We start from the raw sequence: 20255 nt of genomic DNA, 5'->3' as shown, positions 1-20255 counted from the left end.
GTGCGGCCGTACGGGGACACCACGGGCGACGGCATGGTGCAGGTGTCGTTCACGTTGCCGGTGCCGCACGACAAGCGGGCCGAGGGCGCGGCGGTGCAGTTGGCGAACAAGATGGGCATCGACCCGGCGATGCTGGTGCACGCCAAGCCGATGAGTGACGGTTTCACCTTCTTCGTGGTGTACGGGCGGGTGAACCACCTGGTGGACCTGTCGGCGGTGCAGGTGGTGGAGCGTGACTTCCCGCTGCTGTCGGCCAAGGAGGTCAACGCGGTGGTGAAGCAGCGGTTGCGGCGCAAGTTGTCGGTGGTGGGGGCGTGTATCGGCACGGACGCGCACACCGTGGGCATCGACGCGATCCTCAACGTGAAGGGCATCGCGGGGGAGAAGGGCCTGGAGTACTACCGGGAGTTGAAGGTCACGAACCTGGGTGCGCAGGTGAGCGTGCCGGAGTTGGTGGAGGCGGCCCGGGTGGAGAAGGCCGACGCGGTGCTGGTGTCGCAGGTGGTGACGCAGCGCGACGCGCACCTGCACAACACGCGGGAGATGTCGGCGGCGTTCCGGGAGGCGATGCCGGCGGGACGCCGGCCGCTGCTGATCGTGGGTGGGCCGCGGTTCGACGAGACGATGGCCGGCGAGTTGGGCGTGGACCGGATCTTCGGCCGGGGCACCACGCCGGGCGAGGTGGCGAGCTATCTGGTGCACGCGTTGATCACGGAGAAGAAGGCGAAGGCATGAGTGATTCCCGGGTCGGTCTGACCGTCACCCACCGGCGGTACGTGCCCTACTCGCACGCGCACTACGCGGGCAACCTGGTCGACGGGGCGTACGCGTTGGGGTTGTTCGGGGACGTGGCGACGGAGGTGTGCATCCGCACCGACGGCGACGAGGGGTTGTTCGCGTCGTACTCGGACGTGCAGTTCCGCGGTGCCATGCGGGCCGGGGACGTGTTGGAGGTGACGGCGACGGTGACCCGGGTGGGCACCCGCAGCCGCACGATCGACTTCGTGGCGCGGGTGGTGTGCCGGGGTCGCCCGGACCGGGGCGAGTCGGCGGCGGAGGTCCTCGACGAACCGATCGTGGCGGTCACCGCGACCGGCACGGTGGTCGTCCCGCCGGCGGCGTGAGGCACGCGGTCTGCGCCGACGTCGGGTCCACGTACACGAAGGTGGCGGTGGTGGACCTCGACGGCGGCGCGCTGGTCGCGGCGGCGGCGGCCCCCACGACGGTGGGCACGGACGTGCTGCACGGCCTGGACGCCGCGGTCGGGGCGGCCACGGCGGGCCTGCCGGTGGGTGACGTGCCGTGGTACGTGTGCTCGTCGGCCGGTGGTGGGTTGCGGCTGGCCGTGGTGGGCTACGAGCATCTGGTGACCGCGCAGGCGGGCCGGCGGGTGGGTCTGTCGGCGGGCGCGAACGTGGTGCACGTGGCGGCGGGGCGGCTCGGCGCGGCGGAGCTGGCGGGGCTGCGGGCGGCCCGCCCGGACGTGGTGCTGCTGGTGGGCGGCACCGACGGCGGTGACGCCGAGACGTTGACGCACAACGCGACCCGGCTGGCTAAGGCCCGCTGGCGGGTGCCGGTGGTCCTCGCGGGCAACGTCGACGTCCGCGACGACCTGTATGCCCTGCTGGCCGGCGCGGGGGTGCCGGTGACGGTGGCCGACAACGTGCTGCCCCGTATCGGGGTCCTCGCGCCGGCGTCGGCGCGGGCGGCGATCCGGGAGGTGTTCCTGCGGCACGTCATCGGCGGGAAGCGGCTGTCGCGGGGGCCCCGGTTCGCGCGGCTGGTGCGGGCTGCCACGCCCGACGCGGTGCTGACCGGTGTGGAGGTGCTCGCCGACGCCCTCGGCGGTGACCTGGTGGTGGTGGATGTCGGTGGCGCCACCACCGACGTGTACTCGGTGCTGACGCCCGACGAGCGGGCCACGGGGCCGGGCCGGGAGGTGGCGGGTTCGCTGTGGCGGGCCCGGACCGTGGAGGGGGACCTGGGCATGCGGTGGAGCGCGCCGGGGGTGGTGCGGGCCGCCGTCGAGGAGCGGCTGCTGAGCGACGTCGAGGGCGACGATCTGGCGGCTGCGGCGGTGGTGCGTGCCGACGACCCGGGGTTCCTGCCCGCGGGGGACGTCGACCGGGCTGTGGACGCCCGGATCGCGGCCCTGGCGGCGACGGTGGCGTTGCGGCGGCACGCCCGGGGCGCGGCGACGGGTGAGCGGGCCGGCCGGGACCTGCGGGACGTGCGGCTGCTCGTCGGCTCCGGTGGGGTGCTGCGGCACGCCGCGCCGGCCGACGCGGCGGGTGTGCTCTCCGCGGTGTTGACCGACCACGCGGGCGGGTGGCCGCTGCCGCGTGCCGCCCGGCCGGTCGTGGACACCGACTACGTGCTGGCGGCCGGTGGGTTGCTCGCCGCCGAGCATCCGGCGGCGGCGGGGGCGCTGCTGCGCCGCCACCTGGCCACGGATTGAGACTCGCCGACGCGACACGCCGTGTTGCAACACACGACAGGCCCGGGTGGGTTGACAGCGGCGGGGGTCCACGCCGTACCGTCTTTGAGTCCTACTACGGGAAGCGGCTGTTGTTCGCTTCGTCCCTTCGTCCGCTGGCCGAGCGACATGTGCAGTGCGTCGCGGCGGCCAGGTCCAGCGGGCGGGGGTCGGCGGGGCGGCGCGAACCGGCCGCGGTTACCGGTGTACGGGCAGGGTGAGGTGCACGGCCAGTAGACAACGGCCAGGCGGGGGCAGCCAGTCCGCGTCGGGTCGGTCCGAAGGTCGGCGTAGCTCGTTCTCGCCCCACCGGCCGGGAAGGGCCTGGGAGCATCGGGGCGCGGCGCAAGCCGCGCCCCGATTTTCGTCTCTGCGGCCAGGCTCCGTTCAGCGGGCGGAGCGTGTTCCACCGGCGCGGTGTCGCCTGCCGGCCGGGACGGGCTTCCCGTGGGCGATGAACAAACGGCGAACGGCTCGATCTGACCACCGCGTCTCAGCGGTCGGCGGGTGGGGCCGGGGTGTGGTAGGCGTCGAGTTGGTCGGCGAGGCGTCGCGGCTGGCTCAGCGCGATCAGGTGCCCGCCGGGCAGCACGTCGACGTCGACGCCGAGGCGTTCGCGGGCCAGGCGGCGCTGGAAGTCGGCGGGGAAGAACCGGTCGTCGCGGCCGGTGACCACGCGGGTGGGCACGTCGGGCCAGCGGCGCAGCGGGTTGGGGCGGGTGAACACCGCCGGCGACTCGTCGGGCGCGTCGGCGGCGGTGAGGCGCGCCACCACCGGCTCGGGGACGTCGTGGAAGAAGTCCACCGCCAGGTCGACGTGGTCGCCGGGGGTGCGGCCCTGCGCGACGGCGTGGTCGGCGCGGGCCTGCGCGTGGCCGGTGGCCGTCCACCACTGCCCGGCCGTCTCACCGGGGGCGGGGATCATCGGGTTGACCAGGACGACCATCGTCACCCGCGGGTCGTCGGCGACCAGTGGGGCGGTGAACGCGCCGAGGGACTGTGCGACCAGCACCACCCGGTTCCGGTCGCCGATCGCGGCGCGGACGGTGGCGGCGTACTCGGGCAGGGCGGCGGTGTCGTCGGCGGCGGGCAGGTCCACGGCGATCGCCTCGCGGCCGCGGCGGCGCAGCTCGTCGACGAGCAGGTGCCAGTAGTCGGCGCTGCCGCCCGCGCCGGGGATCAGCACGTAGGTCACGACCGGCCCCGGGCGGCGAAGTCCTCGGCGGTGCCGTCGCCCAGGCGCCGGGCCACCGGATGGTCGAGCAGTCGTACGTCGCCCTGCGGCAGGGCGGTGGTCGCGGTCATGGGGGCCTCCCTCGAACCGTTTGCTCCTACATTAGGAGTGCTCGCTTCGTTCGGGCAAGCGCCACGGCTACGCTGGGCGGGTGCGTTCCTACGACGATCTGTGCGGGCTGGCCCGCGCGCTGGCCGTGGTCGGCGAACGCTGGGCGCTGCTGGTCGTCCGGGAGCTGCTGCTCGGCCCGAAACGCTTCTCCGACCTCAGCCGTGGCCTGCCCACCATGAGTCAGAACGTGCTGTCCGCGCGGCTGCGCGAGCTGGAACGGGCCGGCGTGGTGACCCGCCGCACCCTGGGCCCCCCGGCCAGCGCCCGCGTGTACGAGCTCACCCCGCGCGGCCGGGAGTTGGAGGAGAGCCTGCTGGCGCTGGGCCGGTGGGGCAGCCGGCAGCCGCTGCCCGCCACCGGTCGGTTGAGCGTCGACGCCCTGATGCTCGCCCTGCGCACCACGTACGACCCGGGCCCCGCCGGCGTGCCGGCGGCGCCGGTGGCGCTGCGGTTGGGCGCCGACCGGTTCGTCGCCGAGGCCGACCGGGCCGGGCTGCGGATCAGCCGGGGCGGCGGCGAGCGCTGCGCCGCCGTCGTCGACACCGACCCGCGCACCCTGCTGGAGGTCGTGTTCGGCTACCGGCCCCGCGACGAGGCGGAACACCACGGCGCGCTGCGCGTCACCGGTGAGCGGCGGGTCGCCGAACGATTCCTCGGCTGCTTCACCCGCCCGGTGACCGCCGGCGACGCCGGTGCCGCGCCGGCCGCCGGGTAGCCTTCCGCTCTGTGATCGAGGTGGAGATGCCCGTGACGACCGTGGACAGCAGCCAGCCGCGCGCCGACGCCCCGCGCGTGCCCGACGTCGCGCCGCGGGCGCTGCCGCTGCGGGTGGCCGCGCCGATGGCGGTGGCCGCCGGGCTGGCGCTGCTGGCGGCGTTCCCCCCGTACGGGGTGTGGCCGCTCGCGCCGGTCGGTGTGGCGCTGCTGGCCGCGGCGACGCACCGCCGCCGTGTCCGGGCCGGCGCCGGGCTGGGCTTCCTGACCGGGGTGGCGCTGTTCGCGCCGCTGCTGAGCTGGACGAACCTGCACACCGGTTACCTGCCGTGGACGCTGCTGTCGCTGTTGCAGGCCGCCTACCTGGCGCTGCTGGGCGCGGCGAGCGCGTACGCCTCCCCGCTGGCCGACCGCCTCCGGTGGGCCTGGCCGGCGCTGACCGGCGTGCTGTGGGTGGGGCAGGAGGCGCTGCGCGACCGTACCCCGTTCGGCGGGTTCCCGTGGGGGCGGCTGGCGTTCAGTCAGGACGACTCGCCGCTGCTGCGGCTGGCCGCGCTGGGCGGCGCGCCGCTGGTGACGTTCGCGGTGGCGCTGACCGGGGGGCTGCTCGTCGCGGCGCTGTGGCGGCCGTGGGACGGGCGGCGGCGGTGGGCGCCGATCGCCGGGTTGACCGCCGGCGCGGTCGCGGTGCCCGTCGCCGGGCTGCTGGTGCCGGTGGCCGCCGCCGGGGGCGGCGACACCGTCACCGTGGCGATCGTGCAGGGCAACGTGCCCCGGCTGGGGCTGGAATTCAACGCCCAACGCAAGGCGGTGCTCGGCAACCACGTCGACGCCACCGTCGAGCTGGCCGAGCAGGTCGCCGACGGCGCCCAGCGCCGCCCCGACCTGGTGGTGTGGCCGGAGAACGCCAGCGACATCGACCCGCTGCGCGACGCTGACGCCGGCGCCCTGATCTCCCGGGCCGCCGACGCGATCGGCGCGCCGATCCTGGTCGGCGCGGTGCTGCGCGGCCCCGGCGACGGCGAGGTCCGCAACGCCGGCATCCTCTGGCGGCCCGGCACCGGCCCTGACCTGGAGCAGGTGTACGTCAAGCGGCACCCGGTGCCGTTCGCCGAGTACGTGCCGATGCGCGACCTCGCCCGGATGGTCAGCAAGCAGGTGGACCGGGTGCGGGCCGACTTCGTGCCCGGCACCGAGCCGGGCGTGCTGCGTGCCGGCGCGGCCGTGCTCGGCGACGTGATCTGCTTCGAGGTCGCCTACGACGAGGTGGTCCGCGACACCGTCACCGGCGGGGCGCAGTTGCTGGTGGTGCAGACCAACAACGCCACCTTCGACGTGGCGGAGGCGCGGCAGCAGCTGGCCATGGTGCGGCTGCGGGCGATCGAGCACGGCCGGCCGGCGTTGATGGCCTCCACGGTCGGAGTGTCCGGGTTCGTTGCCCCCGACGGGCGGGTAAGCGACGCCACCGGGTTCAACACCCGCGCGGTCGTGGTGCGGCAGCTGCGCCTGGACGACGGGCGCACCCTGGCCACCCGGGTCGGCCTGTGGCCGGAGGCGGCGCTGGCCACCCTGGCGGTGGCGGCCCTGGTCGGCGCGGCCGTGCTGCGCCGCCGGCACCGCGCCGGATGACACCAGCCGGCAATCCGGCGGAGGGGAAGCGACGGTGGGCGAGACGACCGACACCCGAGGGCCACGCGCCGGCCACCCCGGGCTGGGTCGGGTGCTCGTAGTGATCCCGACCTACGACGAGGCCGACAACGTGGCGTCGATCGTGGCGCGCGTGCGCCGCGCCGCCCCGGCCGTGGAGATCCTCGTCGCCGACGACAACAGCCCCGACGGCACCGGGGCGGTCGCCGACGCCCTGGCCGCCGCCGACCCGCACGTGCACGTGCTGCACCGCGAGGGCAAGCAGGGCCTCGGCGCGGCGTACCTGGCGGGGTTCGCGTGGGCCCGCGAGCGTGGTTTCGACGCCGTGGTGGAGATGGACGCCGACGGTTCGCACGCCCCCGAGGACCTGCCCACGCTGCTGACGGCCGCCCGCGACGCCGACGTGGTGATCGGCTCCCGGTGGACCACCGGCGCGCGGGTGGTGAACTGGCCGCTGCGGCGGCTGCTGCTGTCGCGCTGCGGCAACCTGTACGCGCGGCTGGCGCTGGGTATGCCGGTGTCCGACGCCACCGGCGGCTACCGGGTGTACCGGCTGTCCGCCCTGGACGAGATCGACCTGGGGTCGGTGTGCTCGCAGGGCTACTCGTTCCAGGTGGAGCTGTCGCGGCTGGCGCACCGGGCCGGGGCGCGCATCGTCGAGGTGCCGATCACGTTCGCCGAGCGGGAACGCGGCAGCAGCAAGATGAGCCCGCTGATCGTGGCGGAGGCGCTGTGGCGGATCACCGCGTGGGGTCTGCAGGACCGGCGGCTGGCGGTGCGGCGGGGCCTGCACGGCACCCCCGACGGTCAGGTTCGGTGGCCCTGAGCGTCGGCGTGTCATGCTGGACGCAGTGCCTGCGCGGACCGACCGCGCCGCGGATGGCGGATGAGGTGAGATGCGCCGAGGACTGAGGTACGTGCCGCTGGGCCTGTTGCTGGCGGTGCTGCTGGAGCTGGCGGTGTTCGTCGTGGTGGGCCGGGCGATCGGGTTCGGCTCGGCGCTGCTGGCGGTGTTCGCGGTGTCGCTGCTCGGGCTGGTGCTGCTGCGCCGGGAGGGGATGCGCGCCTGGCGTGGCTTCCGGGCCGCCGCGGAGGCCGGCCAGCCGCCGGGACGGCAGGTCACCGACGGTCTCGTCGGGCTGGTCGGCGCGCTGCTGCTGGCGACCCCCGGCCTGGTCAGTGGCCTGGTGGGGCTGTTGCTGCTGGTGCCGCCGCTGCGTCGGCTGGCCCGCGGCGGGGTGCAGCGTGCCGCGGAACGCCGGGTGTCGTCGATGGTCGCCGGTGACCTGTTCGGGCCCCGCCGGGTGCGGGTGCGCCGGGGTGCCCCGCAGCCCGCGCCGCGCCCGACGGCCGAGCCGCCGACCGTGGTCGACGGGGGCCGGGCCATCGAGGGCGAGATCGTCGAGCCCGGCCGGAACTGATCCGGGCAGCGGACTTGTCCCGGACACGACGGCCGGAACGGGCCTGAGGACGGCCGGCGGCATCGTCGCCGGGACGCCCGGCCCGCAACGGGCCGGAGGCGGACACGGCGGCCGTAACGGGCCCAGACACGACGGCGCCCCGGGAGCGTGGCTCCCGGGGCGCCGTGGCGTGTGCGGTGCGGGTCAGGCGCGGCCGCGGCGGGTGCGAACCTCCTGCAACCGCTCGGCGAGGATGTCCTCCAGCTCGGCGATGGAGCGCCGCTCCAGCAGCATGTCCCAGTGGGTGCGCGGCGGCTTGGCCTTCTTCTGCTCCGGCTCGCTGCCGTCGACCAGCCGGGCGACGCTGCCGTCGAACTTGCACTCCCAGGTCGTGGGGACCTCGGCGTCGACGGCGAACGGCACCTCGAACTGGTGACCCTTGGCGCAGAGGTACTCGCGGGTCTGACGCGGCGCGAGCTCCGTGTTGCGGTCGGATTCGTAGCTCACCGCGCCCAGACGGCTTCCGCGCAGCATACGCTCGCCCATGATCGACTTCCCCTCGTTGGTGGTGCTGGTCTTCTTGGTGTAACGGTCCGTTCCCGCCGGGCCATTCCCGCCCCGGGCGCTGCCGCGCCGCCGGGCGAGCCTGAACAAGGGTAGCCGGCCATGCCAGCCGCCCGGCGGGGTCGTCCCCGGCCGGGTCGGTTGGGTGGAGTGTTTCCGTTGCCAACGGGGATGTTAACCGCCCGAGGGGAGCGGAGGTTGCGATGGTGGGTGACGCGCCGGTGCAGTCCCGTCCGCCCTCCGGGCGGACGTTCTTCGGGCACCCGCGGGCGCTGTCCACCCTCTTCCTCACCGAGATGTGGGAACGGTTCAGCTTCTACGGCATGCGGGCGATCCTGGTGCTGTACCTAACCGCGTCCGTGGCCGACGACGGGCAGGCGATGGGCGAGGCCAGCGCCAGTGCCGTCTACGGCACCTACAACGCGATGGTCTACCTGATGGCGCTGCCGGGCGGCTGGGTCGCCGACCGGCTCATCGGCGCCCGCCGCAGCGTCCTGTGGGGCGGGGTGGTCATCGCCGCCGGGCACTACGTGATGGCGATCCCGACGCGGTGGAGCGTCTTCGCGGGCATGGCGCTGATCGTCGTCGGCACGGGGCTGCTCAAGCCCAACATCTCGACGATGGTCGGCGACCTCTACGACCGGGACTCCCCACGCCGCGACGCCGGCTTCTCGATCTTCTACATGGGAATCAACATCGGGGGGTTCGCCGCCCCACTGGTCACCGGCTTCCTCGGCGAGAAGGTCAACTGGCATCTGGGCTTCGGGGCCGCCGCGGTCGGCATGACCTTCGGCGTGCTGCAGTACGTGCTGGGCCGGCGCAACCTCGGCGACGCGGGCGCGCGGCCCGCCGACCCGCTGCTGGGCGCCGACCGCCGCCGCGCGCTGACCCGCGTCGGCGCGGTCACCGCCCTGGTCGTGCTCGCGGTCGTCGTCCTCGCCGTGGCCGGGGCGTTCACCGTCGACACCGTGGTCAACCTGCTCGCCGCCGCCACCGTACTGATCACCATCGGGTACTTCGTGCGGATCATGGTGGACCGGGAGTTGAGCGCCACCGAACGCAGCCGGATGAAGGCGTACGTGTGGCTGTTCGTCTTCGCCGCCGCGTTCTGGCTGATCTACGACCAGGCCGGGTCGGTGCTGAACATCTTCGCCGCCGACAACACCGACCGCGACGTCGCCGGGTTCACCTTCCCCGCGTCGTGGCTCCAGTCGGTCAACCCGATCCTGATCATCATCGGGGCGCCGCTGTTCGCGCTGCTCTGGCTGCGGCTGGGCCACCGGGTCTCCACACCGGTGAAGTTCGCCGTGGGCCTGGTGCTCAACGGCCTGTCGTTCGTGCTGATGGCCGCCGCCGCCCAGGCCGCCGTCGGCGGCGACCTGGTCTCGCCGTGGTGGCTCGTGGCCGTGTACGCCATCCAGGTCGCCGGCGAGCTGTCGCTGAGCCCCGTCGGCCTGTCCGCCACCACCAAGCTGGCGCCGGTCAAGTACGCCAGCCAGATGATGGGGCTGTGGTTCCTCGCCACCGCCGTCGGCGACGCGATCGGCGGGCAGGTGGCCCGGCTCGCCGACACCTGGCCCGAGCCGACGTACTTCCTCACCTTCGGCCTGGCCTCGGCGGCCCTCGGGCTCGGCGCGGTGATGTTCGCCCGGCACATCCGGGGCCTGATGGCCGGCATCCACTGACCCGGGCGGCGGGCCATGCCCGGCCGCCGCGGCAGGCCGGCTGGCGCCGCCGGACGGCCAGGCCACACGCCGGGGCCCGGCGCGGCCGGGACCGGGCGTGCGGCGGCCGGGTCAGGCGGCCGGGGTCGGGGGCAGCGGCAGCGGCAGGCCGGGCAGCCCGTCGATGCTGCGGGCGATGTGCTCCTTGCCGGCGAAGTAGTCGCTCAGTGAGGCGTCATCCTCGCGGGCGAACCGCTTGCCGTGCAGGTCGCGGTCGGCGTCGTAGGTCATGAACGGCACCGCGTAGCCGCAGGTGTCGCGGATCAGCTCGGCACGCACCACGATGATCGCCCGCAGGCCGTGCACGCTGGTGTCGACGTCCGGGAAGTGGCCCGTCAGCTCGGCCCAGCGGGGGTCGTCGCGGAACACCGGCTCACCGCGCCCGTGCACCCGGACGATGTTCGGCGGCCCCTGGAACGCGCACCACATCAGCGTGATCCGGCCGTTCTCCCGCAGGTGCGCGATCGTCTCGGCGTTGCTGCCGGCGAAGTCCAGGTACGCCACGGTGTGCGCGTCGAGCACCGCCCAGGAGCCACGCAGGCCCTTGGGGGACAGGTTGATGGTGCCGTCGCCGGAGAGCGGCGCGGTGGCGGTGAAGAACAGCGGCTGCTCCTCGATGAACGTGCGCAGCCGGCCCTCGATGCGTTCGTGTGTCTTTCCCACCCGGCCATCATCGTCCCGCCGCGACTGTCGCCGCCGTCCCGCCCTCGGTGGCGTCCCACACCCCGGACGCCGTCCCCGACCCGGACGACGGGGGCGCACTTCACCCGGGCAGGGCGTGCCGGCCCGCCGGCCCCGCCGGAGTCGGGCCAGCCCAGACCGTCGGCGGGCCGGGCCGGCCCACACCGTCGGCCCGTCGGGACGGTTCAGGTGGTCGGCGGGCCCGCGTCGCGGGGGCCGAGGTGGGCCAGGGCGGCGGCGAGGTGGCCCACCTGCTCGGCGAGCTGGGCCACCCGCCGGTGCGCCTCGTCGCGGTCGGTCTCGGCGGCGCGCAGCCGTACCGCCAGCTCGTCGAGCCGGCCCTGCGCGGCGGTGGCGGCGTCCCGCGCGGCGGCCAGCTCCGCGCCCAGCGTGTCGTGGCGGCCGGCGAGCGCGGCCAGTTCCGCGCGGGCGCGGTCGGCCTCCGCCCCGGCCTGCGCGCGGGCCGCCTCGGCCTCCTGCCGGGCCCGCGCCGCCTCGGCGGCCGCCGTCCGGGCCGCCTCGGCCTCGGCCCGCGCCTGGTCGGCCTGCTCACGCGCCCGGTCGGCCCGGTCCCGGGCGGCGTCGGCGTCGGCGTGCAGGCGCTGCGCCCGGTCGAGCGCCTCGGTGGCGGCGCGGGCCGCCCGGTCGGCGTCGCCGCGGGCGGCGTCCCGCTCGCCCGTCAGGTCGGCGGCCCGGCGGCGTTCCGCGTCCAGGTCGGCGCGCAGGGCACGCAGCTCGTGGCGGGCCGCGTCGCGGTCGCGTTCGGCCTGCGTCCGCAGCGCCTCCGCGGCGCTGGCCTGCCGGCGGGCCTCGTCGCGGGCCGCCTCGGCCCGGTCGGCGCGCTCGGCCGCCGTCGTGGCCTGCTCGGCGGCGCGTCGGGCCTCCACGCGGGCGGCGTCCCGCTCGGCGGCGGCCGAGCGGGCCTCCTCGCGGGCCCGGACGGCCGCCGCGGCGGCGTCCTCGGCGTCGCGACGGGCCTCGTCCCGCTCGGTCTGCGCCGCCGCCACCTGGGTCGCCGCGTCGGCGCGGGCCTGCGCCAGCTGTCGTTCCACGCCGACCGGGGACAGCTCGGCGTGCAGCGCCTCGGCGAGGGTCTCCGCGACCTGCTCCAGCCGGTCCACGGCCTCCCAGGTGCGGGCCACCTGGCCGGGCAGGCCGGGGGCGTTGCGGTGCCGCATCCGGCTGTTGCGTGAGGCCCGCTGACAGGCGCCGTCGTTGTCGCGGCAGTAGCGGAACGGCCGGCCGGCGCCGACGCGCTGCGGCACCTCCCGACCACAGTGGGCGCAGGGGCGGGTGTCGGCGGCGGTGGGCTGGGCGTCCATCGAGGGCGGAGTCTACTGCGCTGCCCGGCCCCCGCCGGCGCGGCGGCCGAGCCCGGTGAGGGATGGTCCGCCGGCACCGCGCCGACGCCGACTAGCGTGTCCGGTGTGGCCGTCTCCCTGTACGTCGCGAAGCTGCGCGCCCACGTCGGCACGGACCTGCTCCTGCTGCCCGGGGTCAGCGCCGTCGTGCGCGACGACGCCGGCCGGGTGCTGCTGGCCCGGCGCGCCGACAACGGCCGCTGGTCCCTGCCCGCCGGCCTCATCGACCCCGGCGAGCAGCCGGCCGACGCCCTCCTGCGGGAGGTGTACGAGGAGACCGGCGTGCACGTACGCATCGACCGGGTGGGTGGCGTCGCCACCCACCCGGTCGTCTACCCCAACGGCGACGCCTGCGAGTACCTGAACGTGTGGTTCCGGTGCCACGCGGTGGGCGGCGAACCACGGGTCAACGACGACGAGTCCCTCGAGGTGGGCTGGTTCGACCCGGCCGACCTGCCCGAGCTCGACGACTGGGCGCGGCTGCGCATCGACACCACCCTGCGCGAGGACGCCCCCACCTGGCACGCCCCGCCCGGCGAGCGGCACCCGGCGCTCGACCAGCCCGACGCGCTCTGAACGGACCGTCAGCGCCCCGGCTACCTGCCCACCGCGTCGGCGGTGGGCACGGCGATGTCGGGCGGCGGCGTCAGGGCATGGCGACGGCGGCGCGGGACCGGTCGGCGGCGATCCGCACCGCCAACGCCGCCAGGACCGTTCCCGTCAGCAGCCGCTGCACCCTCAGCCAGAGCGGCCGGCGGGCGAAGAACCCGGCGAGCGCGCCGGCGGTGAGCACGATCAGCGCGTTCACCGTCAGCGCCACCGCGATCTGGGTCAGCCCCAGCACCAGGCTCTGCGCCGCGACGTGGCCCCGGGCCGGGTCGATGAACTGCGGCAGCAGCGACACGTACAGGATCGCGATCTTCGGGTTGAGCAGGTTGGTGACCAGGCCCATGGCGAACAGCCGCCGAGCCGGGTCGGGCGGCAGCGGCGCCGGCGTGAACGGCGACTGCCCGCCGGGGCGCAGCGCCTGCCAGGCCAGCCACAGCAGGTACGCCGCCCCGGCCAGCTTGACCGCCGTGTAGAGGGCGGGCACCAGCACGAACACCGTGGCGATGCCGGCGACCGCGGCGACCAGGTAGACGCCGAAGCCGGCGGCGACACCGAGCAGCGAGACCAGCCCGGCCCGTCGGCCCTGGGTCACCGACCGGGAGACCAGGTAGACCATGTTCGGGCCGGGGGTCAGCACCAGCCCCAACGCCACCAGCACGATGCCCACGAGCGCACCCGTACCGACCATGTCGACCCCCGTCCCGTCCCACTCGGCTGCCGCCGACCCTACGCCCGGACCTCCGCCGGCCGGCGTCCGGCATCGGGTACCCGGCGGGCCGCGACGGCCGCGCGGGTCTCCTCGGCGACCAGGTCGGCGTTGATCGCCGCGCCGGCCGCCGAACCGGCGGACGCGGAGGTGACCACCTGGGCGCGCGGGTCCGTGACGTTGCCGGCCACCCACACGCCGGGGACCGCGGTCGCCCCCGTCGGGTCGGACGGCACGACGCTGCCGATCACCTGGCCGCCCATCTCCTGCTCCACCGCCGCGAGGCCGAGCGACGTCAGCACGTCGGCGCGGGCGTGGAAGCGGGGAGCCACCACCACCGCCCCGCACGGCAGCACCTCGCCGCCGGCCAGCCGCACACCGGTGAGTGCGTCACCGGCGACCTCCAGCGCGGCGACCGGGCCGTCGACCACCCGCACGCCGCGGGCCGCGAGCTGCTCGTCCTCCTCGGCGGTGAACGTGCACCCGCCGTGCCGCACGACCGTCACGTCGGCGCTCCAGTGCCGCCACAGCAGCGCCTGGTGCGCGGCCAGCGGACCGGTGGCCAACACCACCAGCGGCTCGTCGCGCGCCTCCCACCCGTGGCAGTACGGGCAGTGCAGCACGTCGCGGCCCCACCGTTCGGCCAGCCCCGGCACGTCGGGCAGTTCGTCGACCAGGCCGGTGGTCACCAGCAGCCGCCGGGCGTCGACCGTGCGGCCGTCGGCGAGGGCCACACGGAACCCGCCGCCGTCGCGCGGCGCCGCCGAGCGGACGGCGCCGTGGACGAACTCCCCGCCGTAGCGGGCCACCTCGGCCCGGCCGGCCGTCAGCAGCTCACCCGGTGGCGTGCCCTCCCGGCCCAGGTAGTTGTGCACGTGCCCGGCCGGCGCGTTGCGCGGCTCGCCCGCGTCCACGACCAGCACCGAGCGGCGGGCCCGGGTCAGGGCCAGCGCCCCGCTCAGCCCGGCCGCGCCGCCGCCCACCACCACCACGTCGTACGTCTCACGCACGGAACTCTCCCTCCGTCGTCGGCGGGTCCCCACGCCCGCCGCCGACCCGACTGTCCACCGGGAGCGTCAAAGGTGGCAAACATCGTTGCCGGAACGGCAAAACCGGGGGTACGGCCGGGCCGAGCCCGCCGCCCGACGACGGCGGCGACCGGGCCGGCAGCGCGTGGGGGTGCCCGACCCGCGCCCCACGGCGGCGGCCGCAGCGGGGAGACTGGGCCGATGTTGCGCGCACCGGCCACCCCGACCCTGCCGGAACTGTCGTTGCGTCCCTGGCGCGACGACGACGCCGACGCCCTGGTGGCGGCGTACCGGGACCCGGTGCTGCTCCGCTGGACCCGGGCGCCGGTGACCACGACCACCGAGGCGCGCCGCTTCGTGGCCGCGGCCCGACGCGACTGGGACGACGGGTGCCGGTTCAGCTTCGCCGTGGTCGAGCCGCACCCCGCCGGCGAGACGCTGGTCGCCCAGGTGGTGCTCAAGTACGTCGCCGCGGGGCGCGGGGACGCCGAGGTCGGCTACTGGACGGCCGCGCCCGCCCGGGGCCGGGGCATCGCCCCGCACGCCCTGGACGCGGTCACCGGCTGGGCGTTCGCCCGGTTCGCCGGCCTGCGGCGGCTGGACCTGATGCACCAGGTCGACAACCCGGCGTCCTGCCGCGTCGCCGAGAAGGCCGGCTACCGCTTCCAGGAGGTGCTGGCGGCCCGCCCGCCGTTTCCCCGCGACGGCCACCGGCACGCCCGCTGGGCCTGACCGCCGGGAATGCCCGGCACCGCCACCACGCTGTCCCTTCCGGCGGCCCCGCGGGCGGGGGCCGCGTTACCGTGGGCCGGGGAGGTGTCGGCGGGTGGACAGCTGGGAAGCGACGGTCGAGGCGCGGATCCGCGCGGCCCAGGAGCAGGGCGAGTTCGACAACCTGCCCGGCGCGGGCAAGCCGATTCCCGGCCGTGGCGAGCCGTACGACGAGTCGTGGTGGATCAAGAGCTTCCTGGAACGGGAGAAGCTCCCGACGGACCTGCTGCTGCCGACCCCGCTGCAACTGCGCCGCCGCGTCGAGCAGGTGCCCGACGAGGTGCGCGACCTGCCCACCGAGGAGTCGGTGCGCGCCTTCGTCGCCGACCTGAACGCCCAGATCATCTCCTGGCTGCGCATGCCCACCGGCCCGCGGGTCACTGTGCGGCCGGTCAACGCCGACGACGTCGTACGCCGCTGGCGAGCCGAGCGGCACCTCGCCGCCGCGACGGCACCGGCGCCCGCGCCACCCGCCCCGCCGCGCGCCAGGCCCCGGCGGGCCTGGCGCCTGCCCTGGCGCCGCCGGGCGGCGTAGCCCGCGTCACACCACCGCGGCCCGCCACGACCATGAGGTGCGGCGCGGCCGGCCGGGCAGCTCACCGCGGCCGGTCAGCCACCGCAGCACCTGCGGCGCCGGCCCGGCGGGGGCGTCCGGGAAGAGCCGACGCACGACGCCGGCGCTGAGCCGCTCCGGCGGCTGCCACGGCACGCCGAGACCACGGGCGATGTCGTCGGTGTGCAGCAGCGTCTCCGCCACCCCCATCGCGGCGAAGCCCGCCGGGTCGCACGGGCCGAAGTGCCAGGCGCGCGTCTGCGGCGCTGCGGCGTCGACCGCCACCCGCAGCAGCCCACCGCAGGCCGCGACGACCCGCAGCACCTCGGCCGGCCCGGCGGCGGGGGAGACGACCAGGTCGAACGGCAGGTATGCCGCCTCGGGTCGCCCGGCGACCTGACCGGCGTACGCCAGCAGGTCGTGCGCCACGTGCGCGGCGGTGGTCCAGCAACTCCACTCCAACCCGCCGGCGGGCACGCTCCAGTCCCGTCCGGTGTGCGGGCCGAGGACGGCGGTCATCTCGGCCACCGCGCGGTCCACGTCGGCGCCGGTCAGTTCGATCATTCCCCGACCGTGCCAGCGTCCCACGCACGGCGCAACCGAACATCGTTGCCCTCGGCCGCCGCGGGCCGCTAGGGTCGGACCCGTGACTGCCGGGTCGGCCATAGGCCACGAGCGGACAGGGCACCCGGCCATCCGGTGAGCCGGGGGCGGGCCCGCGGCCCGCCGATGCGCCACATCTTCCGGTGTCGACGTCGCGTCCACCGCCTCGCGCGCCCTTCCCACCGTCCACGCCGGTCGTACGCCGGCGCGACTCCACCTTCGCCGCCACCGGTCGCCGGACGGGCGATCCACTGTGGCCGCACTCCTCCTGCCCAACAGAAAGCAGAGCATGCCCAACGACTTCAACCAGCAGATCATCGACGAGTTCCGCGCCAACGCCGGCCGCGTCGGCGGCCCCTTCGAGGGCGCCCGGCTCATCCTGCTCACCACCACCGGGGCCCGATCCGGAGCCCCGCACACCACCCCGGTCGGCTACCTGCCCGACTCGGACCGCATCCTGGTCATCGCCTCCGCCGGAGGCGGCCCGAAACACCCGGACTGGTACCACAACCTGCGTGCCGACCCGCTCGCCACCGTGGAGGACGGCGTCTTCACCTACCAGGCGCGCGCGGAGGTGCTGACCGGGGACGAACGCGACGCGGTCTTCGCCAGGGCCGTGGAGGCCGACCCGGGCTGGGCCGCGTACCAGGCGAAGACGTCGCGGGTGATCCCGGTGCTGGCGCTGCACCAGGTGGCGGGCGGGCCGCCGAACGCGCCGTCCTGGGGCGCGGCGCTCAAACTGGTCCACGACGCGTTCCGGCGGGAACTCGCGCTGATCCGCGACGAGGTCGACCGCTCCGGTGCGGGCCTGGGCGCGCAGCTGCGGGTGAACTGCCTGACCGTCTGCCAGGGCCTGCACCACCACCACACCAACGAGGACGACGGCATGTTCGCCGCCCTCGACGGGCAACGCCCCGACCTCGCCCCGACCCTGGCGCGGCTGCGCGAGGAACACCAACGGATCGCGGCGCTCGTCGCACGCCTCCAGCAGGTCGTCGGCGCTCCCGACGCCGACCCGGCCGAGGTCCGCCGGGAGGTCGCGCGGCTCACCACCGAGCTGGAGGCCCATCTGGCGTACGAGGAGGAGCAGCTCATCCCCGTCCTCGACGCGACCGGCTAGCGGCCGCCCGTGGTGTGCGCGCCCCCGGCGGCCTCGCCCGCCGCCGGGGGCGCGCGGTCGCTGCGGCGCCCGGCCGGGTTACGCCGCGAGTTGAGGGTTAGCGCCACTGAACCTAGACAAATGGTACGCAGGCCTCAATAAGCATTTCAATGAAAAACTTGAGGCATGGACGTCGACGAAATGAAGCACCACATCTGCCGGACCTTCGCCGGGGTGACCGCACCCGAGGCGAACGGGGACACCTTCTTCCTCTACGACCCGCAACGGGACCTGCCGGCCGAGCGGCAGTTGCCGTTCGCGACGATCGTGACCGGCGACCACTACGACACCGCCTCCGCGTTGAGCCGGCCGGGCTTCTGGCGGCTCAACATCGGGTTGACCCGGTCCGGGTACGCGGCCCTGTTCGGGGCCCCGTCGACGCGGGGTGAGCACGGCGAGACGGACGCGCGCGTCGACCACGCGGCGACGGACGTCGTGCTGCCGCATCCGGTCTACGCGGCGCAGCACTGGGTGTGCGTGGTGAACCCCGGCGAGGCGACCCTGGACACGGTGCGCACGCTGCTGGCCGACGCGTACGACTTCGCGGTCCGCAAGCACGCCAACCACCGGGCCCGCCGCACCCCGTCCTGACCGGACGGTCTCCGGGCCGGCCGGCGCGTTCCGCCTCGGGTGTCGCACCGCGGGGCCAGCTTCGGCGGGTCTGCCGTAGGGGCAGGCCCGCCGAGGACGAGGATGTCGCGCAACACGCAGACCATCGAGACCTAGCTGGACGGCTTCCGGAAGAACCTGCCGACGCTCACGCCACCGGCCACCACGTTTGCCCCGCAGGGGCGTCCTTGACGAACACGATCCCGTCATTGCTTGCCAGGTGGGCCGGGTCGAACGGGGCGTAGCCGAACCAGGGGGACACGCGGGGCGCGGGCGTCACGTCGTCGAGGGCGACGACCAGCCGGCGGGCGTCGACGACGTATCGGTCCTCCGGGAGCGCGTACAGGAGCCCTTCGACGGTGTCCGGGGGTGGGGTGTCCACACCGCGGTGGCGGATCGTGCCGAGGGCCGTGGCCAGGAAGGCGTACCCCTCGCCCAGTCGGGCGCTGACGATCGCGCCGGCGCTCCACCATTGCACCGGCAGGCCGCCCATTTGCATCCTGCTCTTGTCCCGCTGGAGATGCCCGTTGTGGGCGTGCGCCAGCGCCGGGCCCCGTTCGGCGATGGCGAGCAGGTTGGCGGCCATCATCGAAGCCCGCCCGCCCAGCAGCCGCGCCATGCGGCTCGGTGACGTGTCGGCCATCCAGAAGTGGTACCGCAGCAGCCCGGTGGCGGTACGACCGTAGATGCGTGCCCGGTCCCAGTCGTCGGGCGAGGACGCCGCGATCAGGTGTGGCGTCTGCGCGTCGAGCAGGGCTACCAGATCGTCGGCGAGCAGCCGCAGCTGTCTGGCCTCGGGCGTCTGCCCCACGGACTGGGACGGGTCCAGCATCGCGGCGGGATTGGTCCACCGGTCGTCGGCGCCGATCAGGCGGTCGAGCGTTTCCGGGGTGCAGGGAAGCAGGTCGGCGTCAACCCAGGCGGTGAGGTAGGCGTGGAGTGCGGTGAGGGCCTGCCGGGGGCTCGCGGCGCCGGTGATCTCCAGCGGGCCGTCGAAACCGGCGAAGCGCAGCCGCTCGGACGCGGACCGTCCGTCGTTGTACGCGCGCATCCAGCTCACCAGCTCGCGGTTGGCCGCGGACGCGCCGAACCCGTGGCTGAAGCCGCGCTCCATGACCTCGTCGAGGGTGCCCGTGCCCGAGGCGACGTAGTCGTCCACGACCAGGCCCATCAGGCAGTCGCTCTCGACAGCGATCGTCTGGTAACCCTCCCGCTCGACGAGTTGCCGGAAGAGCTCGTTTCGCACGTCGAGCAGGGCGTCCTCGCCGTGGGTGGGCTCGCCCAAGGCGAGCAGTCGGGGCCGAGCCGGAAGCAGCCCCATGACAGCGGCAGCGTCAACGACATGAGCGGTGTCTGTGATACCGGTGATCATGCCTTAAACGGTATCGTTGAACCGACGGTTGAAAGTTATGCGCGACATCGGCGGGACAGTGCGGCAGAACCCTCAAAACGGCACACAGCTCAGGCCGGTTGACCTGGCGCGCCGGCACGGTCTGTCCACGCAGGCGATCAGGAACTACGAGGCGGCCGGCATCCTTCCGGGCGCCGAACGCACCCCGCACGGCTACCGCACCTACACGTCACTGCACGCGCACGCCCTGCGCGCGTTCCTCGCCCTCGTGGCCGGGCACGGCCACCAGACCGCCACGGCGATCATGCAGGCGATCAACCGGGACGCGACCGAGGACGCGCTGCGGCTCGTCGACGAAAGTCACGCCCAGCTTCTCGACGACCGCCGCACCCTCCAGGCCGTCGAAGCCGCGCTTCGTGACCTCAGTCCCGTACCGCAGGAACGCGGCGACACGTTCGTCGGGCCCCTGGCGGGGAGGCTGGGCATCCGCCCAGCCACCCTGCGTAAATGGGAACGCGCCGGCTTGGTGCAACCGCGCCGCGACCCGCAGACGGGCTACCGGGTCTACAGCGCGGCCGACGTGCGTGACGCCCTACTCGTCCACCAGCTCAGACGAGGCGGCTACCTGCTGGAGCAGATCGCCCCGCTGATCGTTCAAGTCCGCTCCGCCGGAGGCGTCGCGCCCCTTGAATCGATGCTGCGCGACTGGCATGCCCGCCTCTCGGCCCGCAGCCGCGCCATGCTCACCGGTGCCGCAGCACTGGACGCCTACCTCGGCTGCCGACCGGACCCCGCCCGGAGCCAGGCCGACTTGCCACCAGTTCCGGATCGTTGACGCGGTAGCCGTGGCGCTCGGCCGGATCGAAGGACCCGACCGGTGCTCGCTCGTGACACGACCTCTCCCTACCTGCACGAGGCCGATTACGCGCGGCCTCGAACGCGGTATGACCGAAC

Annotated in this window: 20 protein-coding genes and 2 pseudogenes; 14 read left to right on the top strand and 8 right to left on the bottom strand. The window is 75.0% G+C overall.

The genetic code is table 11. The annotated features are described in order from the left end of the window. The first annotated feature begins 33 nt into the window (after positions 1–33). From ACGF5G_RS12595 to ACGF5G_RS12585, 3 genes are read left to right on the top strand one after another with little or no spacing between them, the layout of a single operon-like run. Positions 34–735, top strand: coding sequence for an OAM dimerization domain-containing protein (locus tag ACGF5G_RS12595; protein ID WP_393262604.1), 702 nt, complete (start codon positions 34–36; stop codon positions 733–735). Continuing rightward, on the top strand, positions 732–1124 hold the full coding sequence (locus ACGF5G_RS12590; RefSeq protein ID WP_393261972.1) for a hotdog domain-containing protein: 393 nt from the start codon (positions 732–734) through the stop codon (positions 1122–1124). The genes ACGF5G_RS12595 and ACGF5G_RS12590 overlap by 4 nt, the downstream gene beginning before the upstream one ends. Further along, positions 1121–2458 carry a glutamate mutase L gene (locus ACGF5G_RS12585; protein WP_393261971.1) on the top strand — a complete coding sequence of 446 codons (1338 nt, stop codon included), beginning with the start codon at positions 1121–1123 and terminating at the stop codon, positions 2456–2458. The genes ACGF5G_RS12590 and ACGF5G_RS12585 overlap by 4 nt, the downstream gene beginning before the upstream one ends. Before the next feature lie 511 nt (positions 2459–2969). Here ACGF5G_RS12585 and ACGF5G_RS12580 read toward each other — a convergent pair. After that, on the bottom strand, positions 2970–3671 hold the full coding sequence (locus ACGF5G_RS12580; RefSeq protein ID WP_393261969.1) for an alpha/beta fold hydrolase: 702 nt from the start codon (positions 3669–3671) through the stop codon (positions 2970–2972). A 190-nt stretch (positions 3672–3861) separates the two neighbouring features. Here ACGF5G_RS12580 and ACGF5G_RS12575 point away from each other — a divergent pair. The 4 genes and pseudogenes from ACGF5G_RS12575 to ACGF5G_RS12560 form a co-directional block, all read left to right on the top strand. Next, a pseudogene (locus ACGF5G_RS12575) lies at positions 3862–4152 on the top strand (winged helix-turn-helix transcriptional regulator); the annotation flags it as partial. Between the two features lie 342 nt (positions 4153–4494). Then, positions 4495–6190 (top strand): annotated as a pseudogene (lnt, locus tag ACGF5G_RS12570) (apolipoprotein N-acyltransferase); the annotation flags it as partial. A gap of 8 nt (positions 6191–6198) precedes the next feature. Next, positions 6199–7008, top strand: coding sequence for a polyprenol monophosphomannose synthase (locus ACGF5G_RS12565; protein ID WP_393261966.1), 810 nt, complete (start codon positions 6199–6201; stop codon positions 7006–7008). A gap of 70 nt (positions 7009–7078) precedes the next feature. Beyond that, positions 7079–7603: an FxsA family protein gene (locus ACGF5G_RS12560; protein ID WP_393261965.1), complete on the top strand. Its 525-nt coding sequence runs from the start codon at positions 7079–7081 to the stop codon at positions 7601–7603. Between the two features lie 183 nt (positions 7604–7786). Here the strand turns inward: ACGF5G_RS12560 and ACGF5G_RS12555 are convergent, their stop codons facing one another. Further along, positions 7787–8128 carry an RNA polymerase-binding protein RbpA gene (locus tag ACGF5G_RS12555; protein WP_046564157.1) on the bottom strand — a complete coding sequence of 114 codons (342 nt, stop codon included), beginning with the start codon at positions 8126–8128 and terminating at the stop codon, positions 7787–7789. A gap of 221 nt (positions 8129–8349) precedes the next feature. On the opposite strand from ACGF5G_RS12555, the gene ACGF5G_RS12550 reads away from it, so the two are divergent. Beyond that, complete coding sequence (locus tag ACGF5G_RS12550) at positions 8350–9831, top strand: peptide MFS transporter (RefSeq protein WP_393261963.1); 1482 nt, start codon at positions 8350–8352, stop codon at positions 9829–9831. Positions 9832–9942: 111 nt separating this feature from the next. Here the strand turns inward: ACGF5G_RS12550 and ACGF5G_RS12545 are convergent, their stop codons facing one another. Together ACGF5G_RS12545 and ACGF5G_RS12540 are read right to left on the bottom strand one after the other, a co-directional pair. Further along, a complete protein-coding gene (locus ACGF5G_RS12545) occupies positions 9943–10533 on the bottom strand; it encodes a pyridoxamine 5'-phosphate oxidase family protein (protein WP_357698621.1) in 591 nt (196 codons plus the stop codon). Between the two features lie 203 nt (positions 10534–10736). After that, positions 10737–11873: a hypothetical protein gene (locus tag ACGF5G_RS12540; protein ID WP_393261960.1), complete on the bottom strand. Its 1137-nt coding sequence runs from the start codon at positions 11871–11873 to the stop codon at positions 10737–10739. Between the two features lie 105 nt (positions 11874–11978). On the opposite strand from ACGF5G_RS12540, the gene ACGF5G_RS12535 reads away from it, so the two are divergent. Beyond that, positions 11979–12488 carry an NUDIX domain-containing protein gene (locus ACGF5G_RS12535; protein ID WP_393261958.1) on the top strand — a complete coding sequence of 170 codons (510 nt, stop codon included), beginning with the start codon at positions 11979–11981 and terminating at the stop codon, positions 12486–12488. A 70-nt stretch (positions 12489–12558) separates the two neighbouring features. Here the strand turns inward: ACGF5G_RS12535 and ACGF5G_RS12530 are convergent, their stop codons facing one another. Continuing rightward, positions 12559–13209 carry a LysE family translocator gene (locus ACGF5G_RS12530; protein ID WP_393261956.1) on the bottom strand — a complete coding sequence of 217 codons (651 nt, stop codon included), beginning with the start codon at positions 13207–13209 and terminating at the stop codon, positions 12559–12561. A 38-nt stretch (positions 13210–13247) separates the two neighbouring features. Continuing rightward, positions 13248–14237 (bottom strand): NAD(P)/FAD-dependent oxidoreductase, encoded by a 990-nt coding sequence (locus ACGF5G_RS12525; RefSeq protein ID WP_393261953.1) that lies wholly within the window; start codon positions 14235–14237, stop codon positions 13248–13250. 219 nt (positions 14238–14456) lie between these two features. Here ACGF5G_RS12525 and ACGF5G_RS12520 point away from each other — a divergent pair, with 219 nt between their 5' ends. After that, the gene (locus tag ACGF5G_RS12520; protein WP_393261951.1) at positions 14457–14987 is read left to right on the top strand and encodes a GNAT family N-acetyltransferase; all 531 of its coding nucleotides are present in this window, start codon (positions 14457–14459) and stop codon (positions 14985–14987) included. A gap of 94 nt (positions 14988–15081) precedes the next feature. Then, positions 15082–15561: a DUF1992 domain-containing protein gene (locus tag ACGF5G_RS12515; protein WP_393261948.1), complete on the top strand. Its 480-nt coding sequence runs from the start codon at positions 15082–15084 to the stop codon at positions 15559–15561. Positions 15562–15567: 6 nt separating this feature from the next. Here the strand turns inward: ACGF5G_RS12515 and ACGF5G_RS12510 are convergent, their stop codons facing one another. Next, a complete protein-coding gene (locus ACGF5G_RS12510; protein ID WP_393261945.1) occupies positions 15568–16143 on the bottom strand; it encodes a maleylpyruvate isomerase N-terminal domain-containing protein in 576 nt (191 codons plus the stop codon). A gap of 328 nt (positions 16144–16471) precedes the next feature. Here ACGF5G_RS12510 and ACGF5G_RS12505 point away from each other — a divergent pair, with 328 nt between their 5' ends. Together ACGF5G_RS12505 and ACGF5G_RS12500 are read left to right on the top strand one after the other, a co-directional pair. Further along, on the top strand, positions 16472–17302 hold the full coding sequence (locus tag ACGF5G_RS12505) for a nitroreductase/quinone reductase family protein (RefSeq protein ID WP_393261942.1): 831 nt from the start codon (positions 16472–16474) through the stop codon (positions 17300–17302). A gap of 165 nt (positions 17303–17467) precedes the next feature. Further along, entirely contained in the window at positions 17468–17932 is a 465-nt protein-coding gene (locus ACGF5G_RS12500; protein WP_393261940.1) for a DUF6194 family protein, read from the top strand. 166 nt (positions 17933–18098) lie between these two features. Here ACGF5G_RS12500 and ACGF5G_RS12495 read toward each other — a convergent pair whose 3' ends face one another. Further along, entirely contained in the window at positions 18099–19271 is a 1173-nt protein-coding gene (locus tag ACGF5G_RS12495) for an erythromycin esterase family protein (protein WP_393261937.1), read from the bottom strand. 88 nt (positions 19272–19359) lie between these two features. Between ACGF5G_RS12495 and ACGF5G_RS12490 the strand changes: the two genes are divergently transcribed. Next, a complete protein-coding gene (locus tag ACGF5G_RS12490) occupies positions 19360–20136 on the top strand; it encodes a TioE family transcriptional regulator (protein WP_393262602.1) in 777 nt (258 codons plus the stop codon). The last annotated feature ends 119 nt before the right edge of the window (positions 20137–20255 follow it).

Source organism: Micromonospora sp. NPDC047730, assembly GCF_043204765.1.
GTDB lineage: Bacteria > Actinomycetota > Actinomycetes > Mycobacteriales > Micromonosporaceae > Micromonospora.
Note: the sequence above shows the minus strand (reverse complement) of the source record. Positions and strands in the feature narration are given on the sequence as shown.

Excerpts from the sequence above, each read along its gene's own strand:
- ACGF5G_RS12595 (WP_393262604.1), top strand. The coding sequence starts at position 34 with ATGGTGCAGGTGTCGTTCACGTTGCCGGTGCCGCACGACAAGCGGGCC.
- ACGF5G_RS12590 (WP_393261972.1), top strand. The coding sequence starts at position 732 with ATGAGTGATTCCCGGGTCGGTCTGACCGTCACCCACCGGCGGTACGTG.
- ACGF5G_RS12560 (WP_393261965.1), top strand. The coding sequence starts at position 7,079 with ATGCGCCGAGGACTGAGGTACGTGCCGCTGGGCCTGTTGCTGGCGGTG.
- ACGF5G_RS12555 (WP_046564157.1), bottom strand. The coding sequence starts at position 8,128 with ATGGGCGAGCGTATGCTGCGCGGAAGCCGTCTGGGCGCGGTGAGCTAC.
- ACGF5G_RS12550 (WP_393261963.1), top strand. The coding sequence starts at position 8,350 with ATGGTGGGTGACGCGCCGGTGCAGTCCCGTCCGCCCTCCGGGCGGACG.
- ACGF5G_RS12540 (WP_393261960.1), bottom strand. The coding sequence starts at position 11,873 with ATGGACGCCCAGCCCACCGCCGCCGACACCCGCCCCTGCGCCCACTGT.
- ACGF5G_RS12530 (WP_393261956.1), bottom strand. The coding sequence starts at position 13,209 with ATGGTCGGTACGGGTGCGCTCGTGGGCATCGTGCTGGTGGCGTTGGGG.
- ACGF5G_RS12520 (WP_393261951.1), top strand. The coding sequence starts at position 14,457 with ATGTTGCGCGCACCGGCCACCCCGACCCTGCCGGAACTGTCGTTGCGT.
- ACGF5G_RS12510 (WP_393261945.1), bottom strand. The coding sequence starts at position 16,143 with ATGATCGAACTGACCGGCGCCGACGTGGACCGCGCGGTGGCCGAGATG.
- ACGF5G_RS12505 (WP_393261942.1), top strand. The coding sequence starts at position 16,472 with ATGCCCAACGACTTCAACCAGCAGATCATCGACGAGTTCCGCGCCAAC.
- ACGF5G_RS12500 (WP_393261940.1), top strand. The coding sequence starts at position 17,468 with ATGGACGTCGACGAAATGAAGCACCACATCTGCCGGACCTTCGCCGGG.
- ACGF5G_RS12495 (WP_393261937.1), bottom strand. The coding sequence starts at position 19,271 with ATGGGGCTGCTTCCGGCTCGGCCCCGACTGCTCGCCTTGGGCGAGCCC.
- ACGF5G_RS12490 (WP_393262602.1), top strand. The coding sequence starts at position 19,360 with ATGCGCGACATCGGCGGGACAGTGCGGCAGAACCCTCAAAACGGCACA.